This is a genomic window from Agromyces sp. NPDC055658, assembly GCF_053618155.1.
This window is the reverse complement of the sequence record NZ_JBSHHD010000009.1, coordinates 31,274-45,453: the sequence shown is the minus strand read 5'-3', so window position 1 is coordinate 45,453 and position 14,180 is coordinate 31,274. Positions and strand designations below refer to the sequence as shown.

The 14,180-nt window shown below is 72.7% G+C and carries 14 protein-coding genes; 7 read left to right on the top strand and 7 right to left on the bottom strand.

Annotation, left to right across the window (positions count from 1 at the left end; translation table 11 throughout):
- Nucleotides 1-27: 27 nt before the first annotated feature.
- A complete protein-coding gene (locus tag ACWGPE_RS06305) occupies nucleotides 28-2,397 on the bottom strand; it encodes an esterase-like activity of phytase family protein (RefSeq protein WP_452048360.1) in 2,370 nt (789 codons plus the stop codon).
- A gap of 121 nt (nucleotides 2,398-2,518) precedes the next feature.
- Complete coding sequence (yczR, locus tag ACWGPE_RS06300; protein ID WP_452048359.1) at nucleotides 2,519-3,982, bottom strand: MocR-like transcription factor YczR; 1,464 nt, start codon at nucleotides 3,980-3,982, stop codon at nucleotides 2,519-2,521.
- A 62-nt stretch (nucleotides 3,983-4,044) separates the two neighbouring features.
- Between yczR and yczE the strand changes: the two genes are divergently transcribed.
- Nucleotides 4,045-4,692 (top strand): membrane protein YczE, encoded by a 648-nt coding sequence (yczE, locus tag ACWGPE_RS06295; RefSeq protein ID WP_231429730.1) that lies wholly within the window; start codon nucleotides 4,045-4,047, stop codon nucleotides 4,690-4,692.
- Nucleotides 4,693-4,822: 130 nt separating this feature from the next.
- On the opposite strand, the gene ACWGPE_RS06290 is transcribed toward yczE, so the two are convergent.
- Entirely contained in the window at nucleotides 4,823-5,581 is a 759-nt protein-coding gene (locus ACWGPE_RS06290) for a MerR family transcriptional regulator (protein WP_275505228.1), read from the bottom strand.
- Between the two features lie 219 nt (nucleotides 5,582-5,800).
- Between ACWGPE_RS06290 and ACWGPE_RS06285 the strand changes: the two genes are divergently transcribed.
- The 5 genes from ACWGPE_RS06285 to crcB are packed head-to-tail and all read left to right on the top strand — an operon-like array spanning nucleotide 5,801 to nucleotide 8,713.
- Nucleotides 5,801-6,712 (top strand): DUF4097 family beta strand repeat-containing protein, encoded by a 912-nt coding sequence (locus ACWGPE_RS06285; protein ID WP_452048358.1) that lies wholly within the window; start codon nucleotides 5,801-5,803, stop codon nucleotides 6,710-6,712.
- Complete coding sequence (locus ACWGPE_RS06280; RefSeq protein WP_376930640.1) at nucleotides 6,709-7,344, top strand: PadR family transcriptional regulator; 636 nt, start codon at nucleotides 6,709-6,711, stop codon at nucleotides 7,342-7,344. The genes ACWGPE_RS06285 and ACWGPE_RS06280 overlap by 4 nt, the downstream gene beginning before the upstream one ends.
- Before the next feature lie 50 nt (nucleotides 7,345-7,394).
- Nucleotides 7,395-7,907 carry a GNAT family N-acetyltransferase gene (locus ACWGPE_RS06275; RefSeq protein ID WP_452048357.1) on the top strand — a complete coding sequence of 171 codons (513 nt, stop codon included), beginning with the start codon at nucleotides 7,395-7,397 and terminating at the stop codon, nucleotides 7,905-7,907.
- Nucleotides 7,908-7,916: 9 nt separating this feature from the next.
- A complete protein-coding gene (locus ACWGPE_RS06270) occupies nucleotides 7,917-8,336 on the top strand; it encodes a FluC/FEX family fluoride channel (RefSeq protein ID WP_231429725.1) in 420 nt (139 codons plus the stop codon).
- Nucleotides 8,333-8,713 carry a fluoride efflux transporter CrcB gene (gene crcB / locus ACWGPE_RS06265; RefSeq protein ID WP_231429724.1) on the top strand — a complete coding sequence of 127 codons (381 nt, stop codon included), beginning with the start codon at nucleotides 8,333-8,335 and terminating at the stop codon, nucleotides 8,711-8,713. The genes ACWGPE_RS06270 and crcB overlap by 4 nt, the downstream gene beginning before the upstream one ends.
- 49 nt (nucleotides 8,714-8,762) lie before the next feature.
- Here crcB and ACWGPE_RS06260 read toward each other — a convergent pair whose 3' ends face one another.
- From ACWGPE_RS06260 to ACWGPE_RS06245, 4 genes are all read right to left on the bottom strand, one after another.
- Nucleotides 8,763-10,004: a Dyp-type peroxidase gene (locus tag ACWGPE_RS06260; RefSeq protein ID WP_452048356.1), complete on the bottom strand. Its 1,242-nt coding sequence runs from the start codon at nucleotides 10,002-10,004 to the stop codon at nucleotides 8,763-8,765.
- The gene (locus ACWGPE_RS06255; protein ID WP_452048355.1) at nucleotides 10,004-10,537 is read right to left on the bottom strand and encodes a copper chaperone PCu(A)C; all 534 of its coding nucleotides are present in this window, start codon (nucleotides 10,535-10,537) and stop codon (nucleotides 10,004-10,006) included. The genes ACWGPE_RS06260 and ACWGPE_RS06255 overlap by 1 nt, the downstream gene beginning before the upstream one ends.
- Before the next feature lie 19 nt (nucleotides 10,538-10,556).
- Complete coding sequence (locus ACWGPE_RS06250) at nucleotides 10,557-11,228, bottom strand: copper resistance CopC family protein (RefSeq protein ID WP_452048354.1); 672 nt, start codon at nucleotides 11,226-11,228, stop codon at nucleotides 10,557-10,559.
- 108 nt (nucleotides 11,229-11,336) lie between these two features.
- Nucleotides 11,337-11,951, bottom strand: coding sequence for a hypothetical protein (locus tag ACWGPE_RS06245; RefSeq protein ID WP_231429720.1), 615 nt, complete (start codon nucleotides 11,949-11,951; stop codon nucleotides 11,337-11,339).
- A 91-nt stretch (nucleotides 11,952-12,042) separates the two neighbouring features.
- On the opposite strand from ACWGPE_RS06245, the gene ACWGPE_RS06240 reads away from it, so the two are divergent.
- Nucleotides 12,043-14,178: an APC family permease gene (locus ACWGPE_RS06240; protein WP_231429719.1), complete on the top strand. Its 2,136-nt coding sequence runs from the start codon at nucleotides 12,043-12,045 to the stop codon at nucleotides 14,176-14,178.
- Nucleotides 14,179-14,180 lie beyond the last annotated feature (2 nt).

The window sequence follows — 14,180 nt, the reverse complement described above, 5'->3', positions numbered from 1 at the left end:
GCCGCCGTCACCTGCCCGAAGACGGGCTCAGAACAGGTCGCCGGCTGCGCCGAGGCGGAGGAAGACCGTCTCGCCCGTGGCATCCTTGAGCCCGTCGTTGTCGGTCACGGCGTAGACGTCGCCGTCGGCCCCGATCGTGAGCCCCTCGAGCTTCTCCTGCGTCCAGCCGTTGCCGGCCCCGAGCGCCGGCAGCACGTCGACCGCGAGCGACTTCTCGAGCACCGGCAGTTCGCCGGGCGCTCCGACGCCGGCCACCCCGGCGACGCCGCCGACCTCGACGGTGGAGACGCGCTTGACCGCCGCCGCCGGACCGTTGAGCTTGTCGCGCTCGATGACGGCGAGCGTGTCGGCGTCGACCGCCACGATCTCCGAGAGGCCGAGCCAGTCCCCGGCGACCGAGGTCTGCTCGAGCCGGTAGCCGAACCAGGTCCACGTCTTCGATGCGGTGTCGTAGCGCCCGATGCGGGTCACGCCCTCGCCGTCGATCGGGCCCGCCGCCGCCGCCGGGTCGGCCCACAACGGACGTTGCAGGGCGACGAAGACGACCTCGGCGCCCGCGGCATCGGTCGTGGCGGTGACGCCCTCGAAGCCCCACTTGCCGACGTGCGCCGCGATATCGGCGGGCAGCGCGACGGTCTCGACGACGGCGCCTGCGCCGTCGGTGCGCACGAGCGAGTTCGCGGCTCCCGTCGCGCCCTCGTTCGCGAGCCAGAACCCGCCCTGGGGGCGGGCGTACACGCCCTCGACGTCGAGCGCCTGCGGGGCGCCGCCCTTCGTGACGACGAGCCGGTCGGTGACGCGTGCGGGCTCGGCCGCGACATCCACCGTGAAGATCGTCGACGGGCTGAGCGCGTTGTCGCTCGCGGCGTAGATCGCCGACGCGTCACCGGGCTTGGCCGACAGCGCGCCCAGCGCGAGCCAGCCGATCGCCCGGCCGTTCGCGTCGTCGCCGCTCACGACGGACGGCCGCGCCGCCTCGTCGCCGAACCGGTACACGTTGACGCTCGCACGCACCGAGACCGAGGCGGCGTCGGTCTCGCTCGAGACGACGAGGAGGTCGCGCGAGGGCACCGGAAGGATGCCCTCTGGGCCGTTCGTCGAGAAGAGCGTCTGCACGAAGCGCGGCGATGCGGGCTCGGTGAGGTCGTAGACGGCGACGAAGTTCGAGCGCTCGCTCGCGACGAACCCGTAGCGGATGCCTCGGATCGTCGCGACCGCGAGGCCCTCGGGCTCCGGGCCCTTCTTGCCGGCCCGGTCGTCGTTGTAGAGCCCGCGCGAGATCGCGAGCTGCTCGAACGAGTCGCCCGCGTCCCAGACCACGTCGCCCGTGCGCACGTCGAACACCGACCAGCCGCGGGTGCCGCCGCGCAGGTCGCCCTCGTTGGCGGTCGCGACGTGCCGGTCGTCGACCCAGGCGATCGCATCGGGCTCGCGCGGCACGTCGGTGATCGACCCGGTCGCGTCGACCTTCTTGTCCTTCTTGACGTCGAAGCCCGATCCGGTCACGGTGCCGGCCGAGAAGGCGCCCGTGACCCGGCGGCTCTGCACGTCGACGAGCGCGACGGCGTTGTTCTCCTGGAGGGTGACGGCGAGCTGTCCCGTCGGCGAGAACGCGACGTACTCGGGCTCGGGGTCGCCAGGGGCGTACACGCCGGCCGCGGCGAAGGCCGCCTTCGCCCAGCGGTCGTCGAACGCGACCGGCCGGGCCTTCCAGCTCGACGGCTTCGCCGGGGTGAGCTTCACGGTCTGCACGAAGCCGCCGGGCGCCTGCGGCAGGCCGCCCTCGACGCCGTCGACCTCGAGCTCCTCGTCGCGCTGGTTCTCGATCGCGATCGCGGCGGTCCTGCGGTCGGGAGAGACGGCGATGGAGTCGGGCTGGCCGCCGAGGTCGATCGAGGCGAGCCGCTCGCGGGTCGTGAGGTCGAGCACGTCGAGACGGCCGCGCGGGTTCGGGAAGTCGCCGCCCGTCTCGTCGATCACCACGAGCACGCGGTCGCCGACGATCGCGACCGAGGTGGGCTGGTCGTCGGCGTGGCCGAGCTCGGCGAGCTCGACGGTTCCGGTGCCGACCGGGTGCTCGGGGTCGCCGAGGTCGACGAAGCCGATGCGCTTGCCGAGGGCGTCGGTGTAGACGACCGTGCGGCCGTCGTCCGAGACGGCCGAGATCTCGGCGACGGCGGCCTCGGCCGGATCGACGCCCGCGGGCGCGTTCTGGAAGACGGGGTAGGTCGCGGTCCGCGAGAAGCCGGGGCCCGCGGTCTCCTCGCGGTCGGCGGCGGTCGCGGCGGTCGCGGTGTCGTTCGAGCGGGGCGCGGCGACGGCTGGGGCGGCGAGCGCGCACCCGGCGACGACGGATGCCACCGCGAATGCGGCGAGGGACAGCGGGCGTGCGGGCATGAGGGGGCTCCTGGGGTCGACGGGCGAGTCGGGCCCAGAGTCCCGCCGACGGCTGTCGCCGGGGTTCCGCGCCGGTGACGCGATCGTGACCGGTAGGTGAACGGCCGGTGCGCGCCCCGAGCTAGACGACGGCGGGCAGCAGCCCGGCGTCGGCCGCGGCGACTCCGGGCATCGACTCCCAGGCACGGCGCAGTGCGTGCACGGCGGCCTCGGTCTCGGCCACTGGCTGGCAGATCGGCAGACGCAGGAACCGTTCGAACGCCCCGTCGATGCCGAATCGCGGACCCGCGGCGATGAGCAGCCCCTGCGCCCGGGCCGCGAGCGCGAGCTGCGAGCTGATCGGTGCACCGAGGCCGATCCAGACGGCGATGCCCCCGTCGACGTGCGGCACGCGCCAGTCGGGGAACAGCTCGGCGATGAGCGTCTCGACCCGATCGCGACCCGCACGGAGCTCGGACCGGCGCAGCTCGAGGATCTCGTCCATCCGCCCGATGAGCCGGGTCGCGATGAGCTGCTCGAGGATCGGCGTGCCGAGGTCGCCCGGCAGTCGGGCCGCGAGCAGTCGGCGGATGAGCGGCGGCTCCGCACGGATCCAGCCGATGCGCACCCCGCCCCACACCGTCTTGCCGAGGGAGCCGATGAGCACCGCGGTGCCGGGCGGCCCGTAGGCCGCGAGCGGCAGCGGCGCGCGGTCGCGGTCGATGTCGAGCTCGGCGGTGGTCTCGTCGGCGATGACGACCGTGCCCTGGCGTGCGGCGACGTCGAGCAGCCGGCGTCGCGCATCGGCGTCGAGGCTGCGGCCGGTGGGGTTCTGGAAGTCGGGCATGAGGTACGCCGTCGACGGGTTGGTACGGGCGAGCGCGCGCTCGAGCGCCTCGACCTCGTCGCCGTGCGGCGGGACGCCGCCGTCGAACCGCGGGTCGTGGGGCGCGACCGGTACGGGCACGAGCCGTGCGCCCGCGAGCTGCAGCGCCTCGTACGCGTGCGGGTAGGTCGGCGCCTCGATCACGGCGCGATCGCCCCGGCCGACGAGCACCCGCGCGAGCAGCCCGATGGCGTGCTGCGCCCCGATCGTCACCATGATCTGCTCCGACCGGGTCGGCAGTCCGCGCACGCCGTAGCGGTCGGCGATCGCCTGGCGGAGAGCGGGCAGGCCGATCGGGTCGAACCCCGAGTCGCCGAGATGCGCAGGCAATTCGTCGGCCGCGTCGCGGGCCACCTCGGCGAGCCACGGCAGTGCGGGCGGTGCCGCCTTCGACAGGTCGAGGTGCGTGGCGGCCGGTGGGACCGGCAGCACCGCGGGCGCTCCAGGGATGCGGGCGACGCTCCCCGACCCGCGCAGGCTCCGCAGGTAGCCCTGCTCGCGCAGGTGCCGGTAGGCGGCGGTGACGGTCGTGCGGCTGACGCCGAGCCGTTCGGCGAGCTCTCGCTCGGCCGGCAGCCGGGTGTCGACGCTGACCCTCCCGTCGAGCACGAGCAGCCGAACCCGGTCGGCGAGCGCGAGGTACGCGGCGCCGGGAAGGCCGCCCCGCCAGTCTCCGAGGAGGTTCTGCAGGGCACGGGCACTCAGCGAGGCATCCGACATAATGCCACTTCAGACGAATTGGCTATAGATGTCAAGGCCAATCATCGAATTGGATGGATGTTATGGCCCGCCGGATTCCCCAACTGCTCATCGGACTCGTGCTCTACGGCATCGCCGACGCGATGATGATCCGCGCGGCGCTCGGGGTCGACCCGTGGACGGTGTTCGCCCAGGGGCTCTCGCACCTCACGGGCATCGGCATCGGCTGGCTCACGAACATCATCGGCGCGCTCGTGCTGCTGCTCTGGATCCCGCTGCGCCAGCGCCCCGGCGCCGGGACCGTGCTCAACATCCTGCTCATCGGCCCGAGCATCGAGCTCGGCCTGTGGTTCATCCAGACGCCGCCCGAGCTGTGGCAGCGCATCCTGCTCTTCGCGGGCGGCCTGCTGCTGCTCGCCGTCGCGAGCGGCCTCTACATCGGCAGCCGCTTCGGCCCGGGACCGCGCGACGGCCTCATGACCGGCATCCACGCCCGCACGGGCTGGCCGATCTGGGTCGGCCGCACCCTCGTCGAGGTGACCGTGCTGCTCGTCGGCTGGCTGCTCGGCGGCGACGTCGGCTTCGGAACCGTGGCGTTCGCGCTGCTCATCGGGCCGCTCTGCGGCGTCACGCTGCCGCTCTTCCGGGTGCCCGAGAAGGCGCGGACGCCCCGAACCGATGCCGTCGGCACCGGGACCGCCGCGACCCCCGTGGCCGCCGCGGCGGACTAGACGGCTGCGGCCTCCGAGGCCGGGACACCTCGGAGGCCGCAGCGACCATCGTCGGTCGAGGGGCGAAGCGCATCGAGACCACGCGGGTGGTGTCGATGCGGCGCCGCGCGCCTCCTCGACCGCCCAGCCCCTAGAGCTCGCGCTCGGCGTACGCCCGCAGCGCGTCGCGCACGAACTCGGCGCCGTGCGGACCGCCGTAGTTCACGCCGAAGCGCGGGTCGGCCACGTACATCTCGCCGAGGCCGATCACGTACGCCTTGACGTCGCCGCCGGGCGCCGCCGCGGGCGTGCCGGGAATGCCGGTCAGCCACTCGACGTGGCGCTTCGCGAGCGCCTGCCCCTCGGGGCCGCCGGGCTGCACGCCCGACTCCGCCGCCGCGATCCAGTCGCGACCGAGCGCCTCGGCGCGAGCCTTCCACTCGCGCCGGCCGGCCTCGCCGAGGCCGCGCCACCAGCGGTCACCGCTCGCGTACGCCTCCTTGCCCCAGCGCTCTTCGACCTCCTCCTTGTACCGGGTGTGGTCGAAGCCGTCGAACATCTCGTCTGCCATGAGTCGTTCACCTCCTTCCAATGCCTCGATGGTCTTCTCGACCGACGCGATCTGACGCGCCAGCCGGCCCTGCTCCTGCCGGAGCCAGTCGAGGTGCGCGCCGAGCGCATGCGCCTCGTCGGCGTCGCCCTCGAGCACCTCGCCGATGGCCGGCAGTCCGAGCCCGAGCTCGCGCAGCAGCAGGATGCGCTGCAGGCGCACGAGTGCGCGCTCGTCGTAATGGCGGTAGCCGTTGCCGGCCACGCGGCTCGGTTCGAGCAGGCCGATGTCGTCGTAGTGCCGCAGGGTGCGGCTCGTCGTGCCGGCGAGCTTCGCGATCTCCTGGATCGACCAGTCCACGGCGCCGCCTCCTCTCGCGTTCGGTTCGTGTCGTGCTGCACCGTTGCCGGTACGGGTTCCACCGTAGAACTTGACGTAGCGTCAAGGTCAAACGAAACAGGTTGAGATTCTCAGAAACGCGATATATCGTGTTGCACATCAAGACGCGATATATCGCGAAACCCCGGATTTCAGGGCCGGATGCCTCGCGGCACTCCGCCCGCACAGAAGGAGCACGACATGACGATCGAGAAGTGGGTCATCACCCCGGGCGAATCGCGGGTCATCGACCTCGAACTCGTCCGCAAGCTCAAGGTCAGCCTCATCGGCGGCAAGGTCGACCTCATCGCCCACGACGAGCCAGGCGCCCGCATCGAGGTCTCGAGCGTGACCGGCAAGGACCTGCTCGTGACGATCGACGGCGACGCCCTCGAGATCGACCACCCGCAGCTGCGCTGGGACAACTTCATCGATGCCTTCAAGGGCTGGGCGAACAACGCCAAGGCCGACGTGTCGATCCTCGCGCCGCGCACGGCGCTGGTGAAGCTCGGCGTCGTGTCGGGCGACGCGCTCGTCTCCGGCTTCGACGGCGACGCCAAGCTCAGCACCGTCTCGGGCGAGCTCGTGGTCGACGACCACGACGGCGACCTCGAGCTCTCGACCGTGTCGGGCGAGCTCTCGGTCGGCAACCACACCGGCCGGGTCACGGCGCACTCCGTGTCGGGCGACATCATCGCCACCGGCGCGATCACGGTCTTCAATGCCGACACCGTCGCGGGCAACATGATCGTCGACGCGCACGGCACCCCGAGCCGCATCGACACGAACACCGTCTCGGGCGACCTCACCGTGCGCTTCGACGCCGGGGCCGGGGCCCGGTATCGCGTCAACACCGTCGGCGGCACCGTGCTCATCGACGACGTGACGATGAAGGGCGTGCTCGGCAAGGGCTTCGAGCGGGTGACCGGCGAGCTCGCCGGTCGCTGGCTCGACTTCGGCGCGAACAGCGTCTCGGGGTCGATCTCGGTCATGCGACGCGAGCCCGTCCCCGGGGATGCCTCCGGCGCGGCCGGCGACGCAGCGACCGGCTCCGGTTCCGGTGCGGGCGCCGACGACGAGTCGTCCCGCACCGAGGTCGGGGGCGCCGCGTGACCCCGCCCGTGTTCGCCCATGGCAGCCTGCGGCTCTACCTGCTGGCGCTCCTCGACGAGCGGCCGCGGCACGGCTACGAGCTGATCCAGGCCCTCTCCGATCGATTCGGCGGCACCTACTCGCCGAGCGCGGGCACGATCTACCCGCGCCTGTCGAAGCTCGAGGAGGAGGGGCTCGTCACGAAGACGAGCGACGGCCGCAAGTCGGTCTACGAGATCACCGACGCCGGGCGCACCGAGCTCGAGGCCCGCCGCCCCGAACTCGACGCGATCGAGGACGAGGTGACCGACTCGATCCGTCGCCTCGCCGACGGCGTGCGCGCCGAGGTCAACGACGCGATGCGCTCGCTGCGCGCCGAGCTCGCGAGCGCCGCCCGCGACGCGAAGCGCTCGGCGAAGGACGCGGCGAAGGCGACCGCCGAGAGCGCCCGGTCGGCGACGGTCGACGCCCAGGTGGAGTCGCGGCGCGCGCTGCAGGAGGCCGAGCTCGTGCTCAACGAGTTCCGTCGTCAGGTGCGCACCGACCTTCGCACCCGCACGCAGGCCGACCACGTGCCCCATGAGGCGGTCACCCTGCTGAAGGCGCGGCTCGCGCAGGTGCGCGCCGACGTGCTCGCGGCACTCGACCGCTGAGCCCGGTGCCGGCCGTCGTCGCTGTCGGCGGCCGGTGGTTCGATGGTCGCATGGACGACGTCGAGGTGCATCCGTGGTCCGAGGGCGACCTCGGGCTGCTCCGTCGGGCGAACACCCCCGAGCTGATGGACTGGGTCGGCGGCGTCGAGACCGACGAGCAGGTCGTCTCGCGGCACGCCCGCTACCTCGCGCTCGCGCGCGACGGCACGGGGCAGCAGTTCCGCATCACGATCCCCGGGCACCCCGAGGGCGTCGGCATGGTCGGCTACTGGCAGCACGAGTGGCACGGCGAGCCGGCGCTCGAGAGCGGCTGGTCGGTCGAGGCCCGGTACCGCGGGCGCGGCATCGCCCCGGCCGCCGTCATCGCCATGCTCGAGTTCGCCCGCGCCGCCGGCGAGACGCTGCCCGTGCACGCCTACCCGAGCGTCGACAACCCCGCGTCGAACGCCGTGTGCCGCAAGGCGGGGTTCACCCTGCTCGGTGAAGCGGACTTCGAGACGGGCGGCGGCGTGCTCCGCACCAACGACTGGGTCGCGACGCTCCTCCCGCCCGGCGCGGCGTAGCCTTCAGGGGTGCGCGCGTATCTCGCGGTCGCCGTCGGCGGCCTCATCGGAACCGGCCTCCGCCTCGCCTTCGACCTCGCGTTCGCACCGCCCGCGGGTGCATTCCCCCTCGAGACGCTCGTCATCAACCTCGCCGGCACGTTCGCGCTCGGCTGGCTCGTCGGGGGCCTCTGGACGAGGCCGGCGACGCCCATGTGGCTCAAGGCGGGCCTCGGATCGGGGGTGCTCGGCTCGTTCACCACGCTGTCGGCCGTGATGGCGGCCGTCGTCGTGCTGACGAGCGACGGCGCGTTCTGGGTCGGCGCGGGCTACCTCCTGGCCTCGGTCGTCGGCGGGATCGGCCTCGCCGCACTCGGGCTCGAGCTCGGCTCGCACCTCGCGCACCGTCCGATGCCGCACGAGGTCAGCGACGACGGGGCGACGCTGTGACCGGCTCGCTCAGCCCGATCGTCGTCACGGCCGTGCTCGTGGCGGGCGCGGTCGGGGCCGTCGCGCGCTACGCGCTCTCGCGCGCGCTGCCGGTGCGGCCCGGGCACCTCCCCGGCGGCATCCTGATCGTCAACGTCGTCGGCTCGGGCGTCGCCGGCGCGCTCATCGGCCTCGCGGAGCGCGCCGCGCTCGACGGCGACCTGCGGCTCATCCTCGTGACGGGATTCTGCGGCGGCCTCACGACGTTCAGCACCTGGAGCGTCGAGACGATCGAACTGGTCTCGGGCGGCCGGTGGCGGGCGGCCGTGCTCAACGTCGTCGTCACCCTCGCCGTCGGCCTCGCGGCCGCGGCCGGCATGTACCTCGCGTTCCGGTGACGGGCGGCGGATGCCGCGACCCGCGCCGCGACATCCACCGTGCTCGTCGTCAGACGAGCGAGTCCCCCACGTACCCGTCGGGGCCGCAGCCCGGCGGGATCGCGAACACCGCCGAGCCCACGGGCGTCGTCCACTCGTTGAGCAGGTCGAGCTCGTCGAGGCGGCGCTGGATCGGCACGAACTGGCGATCGACGTCGGCCTGGTACGAGGCGAACAGCAGCCCCGCGTCCGAGACGGCGCCGCCGGCGGGTGCCTCGTCGTAGTTGTACCCACGACGGAAGATCCGCTCCCCCGGGACGTCGCTGCGCGAGCGCCGCAGGTGCGAGTAGTCCGCGATGACGGGGAAGCCGACCGGGGTCAACGCTGCGAAATCGGGCTCGTCGTGCTCGCGTGCACCGGTGAGCGGCGCCCCGTCGCGGAGGCGTCGACCGACCGCGGCCTCCCGGCCCGGGCGGTCGACCCGATCCCAGCCGTCCAGGTCCATCGCGATGCGCCGCAGCACGAGGGACGTGCCGCCCGCCATCCAGTCGGGACCGCCATTCGACCAGACGAGCTCGTCGAAGTCGGCGCTCCCGGGCACCGGGTTGACGGTGCCGTCGAGCTGTCCGAACAGGTTGCGCATCGTCGATCCGGAGGCCTCGGCCCCGGCCGCCCTGCGGAAGCCCTGCTGCGACCAGCGCACGTTCGCGAACGAGCGCGCATCCTTCAGCAGCATCCGGGCGGCGTGGGCCACGGTGACCGGATCGTCGGCACCGAGGTGGATCAGCAGGTCGCCGTCGCTCCACTCCGGGCGCAGACGGTCGACGCCGAAGGGCGGCAGGGGGCGGAGCCAGTCGGGTGCGATGCCGCCGGCGCGGGCCACGAGCCCTGGGCCGAACCCGAACGTCACCGTCAGCCGCGCCGGTGCGAGCGCGAGTTCCGGTTCGGAGTCGGCCAGCGGCGCTCGGCCCTGCGTGACCCGTGCTGCGTCGTCGCTGAGCACGCGCAGCATCCGCCGCAGGGCCGCAGCGTCGACGTCGGAGCGGAGATCGAGCGCGATGAAGCGGGCATGCGTTTGCGGCGGGGTCTCGACGCCGGCCTGGTGCGCACCGTGGAAGGGGACGAGGGCGTCGCCGACCGCCGTCGCACCCACCCCTCGCGCCGACGCCGCCGTGCCGTCCTCCGTGGGGGCGAGCGCGCCGGCCAACGCCTGGGCGCCGAGCACCGCAGCGGCGCCGGCTCCGGCCGCGGCGGCGCCCCCGAAGAGGAGGTGCCGCCGCGAGAACCCGGAACCGCCGGGTTCGCCGGCCATCAGTCCGACCCGTGTCCGTCGTCGTACTGCTCGTTCGCGCCCGCGTAGTCCTTGACGGGCGCCGTGACCTCGAGCGCCGAACCGTCATCGAACTCGAGGGTCACCGTGACCTCGTCGCCCGCGAGCAGCGGTCCGCCGAGGCCCATGAGCATCACGTGGTCGGCGCCCGGCTCGAGCGTCAGGGTCTCGCCGGCGGGGATCGGGAAGCCGCCGTCCTTCTCGCGCATCAGCATGGCGCCGTCGGATCCGACCGTCTCGTGCAGTTCGGCCGACTCGGCGGCGTCGGTCACGGCGCCGACGAGCACCAGGTCGCCGTCGCCGCCGTTGACGACGTCGCCGAAGAGTGCGGTCATGCCGTCGTCGGCGGCCTTGATCCAGGCCTCCTCGACGACCACCGACGACGCGCCGGGAGCGGCCGCCGCGACCCGGGCGTCGGGATCGGCGGAGCCGCCGGTGACCGTGCTGCAGCCGGACAGGAGGAGCAGCGCGGCCAACGCCGCTCCCAGGGCAGGGGTGATCGCGGTGGAACGCATCTCGATCGCTCCCGCCCGGTCAGGCGTCGGTGCCGGTGCCGGAGGCCGGGCCGTCGCCGGCACCCGGGCCTGCGCTCTTGCGGCGCGCGCTCACGATGATCGCGACGATGAGCGCGATGATGCCGAGCCCGCCGACGATGAAGCCCGCGACGGCCCATCCGTCGGGACCGTTCGCCGCGGCGTCGTCGGCATGGTCGCCCTCGTCGCCGTGGTCGCCGTGGTCGTCCTCGTCGGCCGCGGGGGCGTCGTGCGGCGCCTCCTCGGTCCAGGTGCCCGTCGCGTCGGCGCCCACGCCGAAGTCGATCGTGCCCTCGATCGGGTGGCCGTCGCTCGACACTGCGCGCCAGCGCACCTGGTACTCGCCCTCGAGGTCGGCCGGCAGCGTCGCGGTGACGTTCGGCCCGTCGATCACGGGCTCGCCGACCTCGACCTCCTCGCCGTGGTGGTCGACGACCTCGACGGCGGTGCCGACCTCGATGATGTCGTCCGAGAACTGCAGCGAGACCTCGGCGGGCGGCGTCTCGAGCACCTGTCCGTTCTCGGGGGTCGAGCCGACGAGCTCGTCGTGGGCGAGGGCGGCGGTGCCGCCCGAGAGCGCGAGCGCGCCCGCGAAGGTGAGCGCGGTCGCCGCGACGACGACGGTGCGCAGGGGGTTCGTGGTGCGACGGAGCGCGATGGAAGTGGTGTGCATTCGGGAGTCCTTCTCCTCATGCTCCGGACGGCATGCATCGATGCGTGCGCCGATCGTCGGCGCGAGGCATCCGGAGTCTTCGATGGTTCCGCCCCGAGGGCGGAGGGTTCACGCGAAGGCGGGGAGGAGCGGCGGGCCGCGATAGCGGAGTGCCGCGAAGCGCAGGCGCGAGCGCAGTGCGGGCGGAACGAGGGTCGCGAGGCGCGGCGTCGGCGGGGCGATGATCGCGACCGGCTCGCCGGCACGACCGGCGAACACGAGCGCGAAGCGGCGGGTCGCCGTCGCGAGCGCCGACCAGGCCGTGCGCTCGAGCACGAGCAGGTAGACGATGGTGGCGACCGCGGCGAGCGCGTGCCCGATGAGCATGGCGGCGCCGTGCCCGTCGTGCGCCGCGGTCGAGGCGGCGCCGGCCGACTCGACGAAGGCCATCGTGGCGTGGTGGCCGCCGCCCGTGGTGACGAATTCGCCCGATGCGGGGCCCGAGCCGACGCCGAAGAGGAGGTGGAAGGCCGCCTGGCTCGCGATCACGGCGAGCGCCGTGCGCACGGGCGTCGTTCGCCGGCCGACGAAGGCGACCGAGGCGCCGAGCGCGACGATCGCCGCGAGCGCGAGCCCGACCGAACCGGGCGCCTCACCGCCGGCGACCCCGTGCGAGAAGGCCGCGAGGAAGAGGGCCACCGAGGCGGTCGCAGCACCGCGCGCGAGCTGCGTCGCACGATTCACGTCGGGGCTCCCCGGGCTCGATGGAAGAAATGCGCCTCGAGTCTAGCAAGCCGACTTGACATGCACGCGCGCAGGTGTAGTGTCATCCGCCGTGACGAACGACGCGGGCGAGCCGCCTGCCGAACTGAAGTCGCCGAAGCACTGGATCATCGGCGACCCCCTGCCCACCGAGAAGCTCGAGGGGCAGCTCCTCCCCAAGCGCATCGCCCTGCCGGTGTTCGCGAGCGACGCCCTGTCGTCGGTCGCGTACGCGCCGCAGGAGCTCCTCATGGTGCTCACGGTCGGCGGCCTCGCGTTCCTGGCCTTCGCGCCGTGGGTCGCCGCGGTGGTCGTGCTGCTCATGGCCACGGTCGCACTGAGCTACCGCCAGCTGATCCGCGCGTACCCCTCGGGCGGCGGCGACTACGAGGTCGCGCACAAGAACCTCGGCGAGAAGGCCGGGCTCGTGGTCGCCTCGGCCCTGCTCGTCGACTACGTCATGACCGTCGTCGTGTCGGTCGCATCTGGCGTCGACAACATCATCTCCGCCTTCCCGGCGCTCAACCCGTGGCGGGTCGAGCTCGCGGTCGTGTTCGTCATCATCCTCGCCGCGATGAACCTCCGCGGCGTGAGCGAGTCGGGCAAGGCCTTCGCGGTGCCCACCTACTTCTTCGCGGCGAGCGTGCTGCTGCTCGTCGGCACCGGGCTCGTGCAGATCGCGATGGGCAACCCGCCCGTGGCCGAGTCGTCGCAGTACTCGGTCGAGGGCGAGGACCTCACGCAGGCCGCGATCATCCTGCTGCTGCTCCGCTCGTTCGCGAGCGGCTGTTCCGCGCTGACCGGCGTCGAGGCCGTCGCCAACGGCGTGCCCGCGTTCCGCGCACCCAAGGTGCGCAACGCGCAGAAGACGCTCTCGCTCATGGTCGGGCTCGCGATCGTGATGTTCGTCGGCCTCACGGCCCTCGCGCTCGTCTCCGGCGTGCACTACGCCGAGGACCCGTGCGACCTCATCGGCTGGAACGACTGCCTGACCGCGCCGCAGCCGAGCCTCATCGCGCAGATCGCCGCCGCGGTGTTCGGCAACGACTCGATCCTCTTCTTCGTCGTGCAGGCCGCCGCCGCCCTCGTGCTGCTGCTCGCGGCGAACACCGCGTTCAACGGATTCCCGCTGCTCGGCTCCGTGCTCGCCCGCGACGGCTACGCGCCGAAGTCGCTCTCGACGCGCGGCGACCGCCTCATCTACTCGAACGGCGTCATCATCCTCGGCCTCGCCGCGATGGTCATCCTCGTCGCGTTCCAGGCCAACCTGACACTGCTCATCCAGCTCTACATCATCGGCGTGTTCGTGTCGTTCACGCTCGGCCAGAGCGGCATGGTGCGGCACTGGATCGGCCTCCTGCGCGCGGGCCGCGCACGGACCGGCGCGAGCGCGGCCGGCGCAGCGAAGCAGAAGGCGGCCAAGCCGGGTCGCCCCGGCCCCGCCGACGACGACCACCGCCCGATGACCCGCGGCGCGATCATCCGCTCGCTGTGCATCAACACGTTCGGCGCCACGCTCACCGCGGTCGTCCTCGTCGTCGTCACGATCACGAAGTTCACGCACGGCGCGTGGATGGTGTTCCTCATGATGCCGATCCTGTTCATCCTCATGATGGGCGTGCACCGGTACTACCGCGACGTCGAGAAGGAGGTCGAGGTCGACCCGACCACGACGTTCGGCGCCTCGGGCGACCACGCGATCGTGCTCGTCGGCCGCATGCAGAAGCCGACCCTCAAGGCGCTCGACTACGCCATCGCCGCCCGGCACGACTCGATCGAGGCGGTGCACGTCTCGCTCGACGACGCGCAGACGAAGCAGCTGAAGAAGGACTGGGTGAAGATGAACATCCACGTCAAGCTGCGCATCCTGTCGTCGCCCTACCGCGATCTCAGCCACCCGCTGATCCAGCACATCAAGCAGCATCGCGAGGAGCACGGCTCCGAGGTAGTGACCGTGTACATGCCGCAGTACATCGTCGGCCACTGGTGGGAGAACATCCTCCACAACCACAAGGCCCGGCGCATCCGGCAGAAGCTCATGCTCGTGCACGGCGTCACGATCGCCCTCGTGCCGTGGCTGCTGGACTCGTCCGACCTCATCTACGGCCGCCGTTCGCGCCCCCTGCCCGGCCAGGACCGCCGCGGCGAGCCGGTGCGGGCGGTGCCGCGCCGGCCGATCGCCGAGACGACGGGCAAGCGCGGGCGGTAGGC

Excerpts from the sequence above, each read along its gene's own strand:
- ACWGPE_RS06305 (WP_452048360.1), bottom strand. The coding sequence starts at position 2,397 with ATGCCCGCACGCCCGCTGTCCCTCGCCGCATTCGCGGTGGCATCCGTC.
- yczR (WP_452048359.1), bottom strand. The coding sequence starts at position 3,982 with ATGTCGGATGCCTCGCTGAGTGCCCGTGCCCTGCAGAACCTCCTCGGA.
- yczE (WP_231429730.1), top strand. The coding sequence starts at position 4,045 with ATGGCCCGCCGGATTCCCCAACTGCTCATCGGACTCGTGCTCTACGGC.
- ACWGPE_RS06285 (WP_452048358.1), top strand. The coding sequence starts at position 5,801 with ATGACGATCGAGAAGTGGGTCATCACCCCGGGCGAATCGCGGGTCATC.
- ACWGPE_RS06275 (WP_452048357.1), top strand. The coding sequence starts at position 7,395 with ATGGACGACGTCGAGGTGCATCCGTGGTCCGAGGGCGACCTCGGGCTG.
- ACWGPE_RS06260 (WP_452048356.1), bottom strand. The coding sequence starts at position 10,004 with ATGGCCGGCGAACCCGGCGGTTCCGGGTTCTCGCGGCGGCACCTCCTC.
- ACWGPE_RS06255 (WP_452048355.1), bottom strand. The coding sequence starts at position 10,537 with ATGCGTTCCACCGCGATCACCCCTGCCCTGGGAGCGGCGTTGGCCGCG.
- ACWGPE_RS06250 (WP_452048354.1), bottom strand. The coding sequence starts at position 11,228 with ATGCACACCACTTCCATCGCGCTCCGTCGCACCACGAACCCCCTGCGC.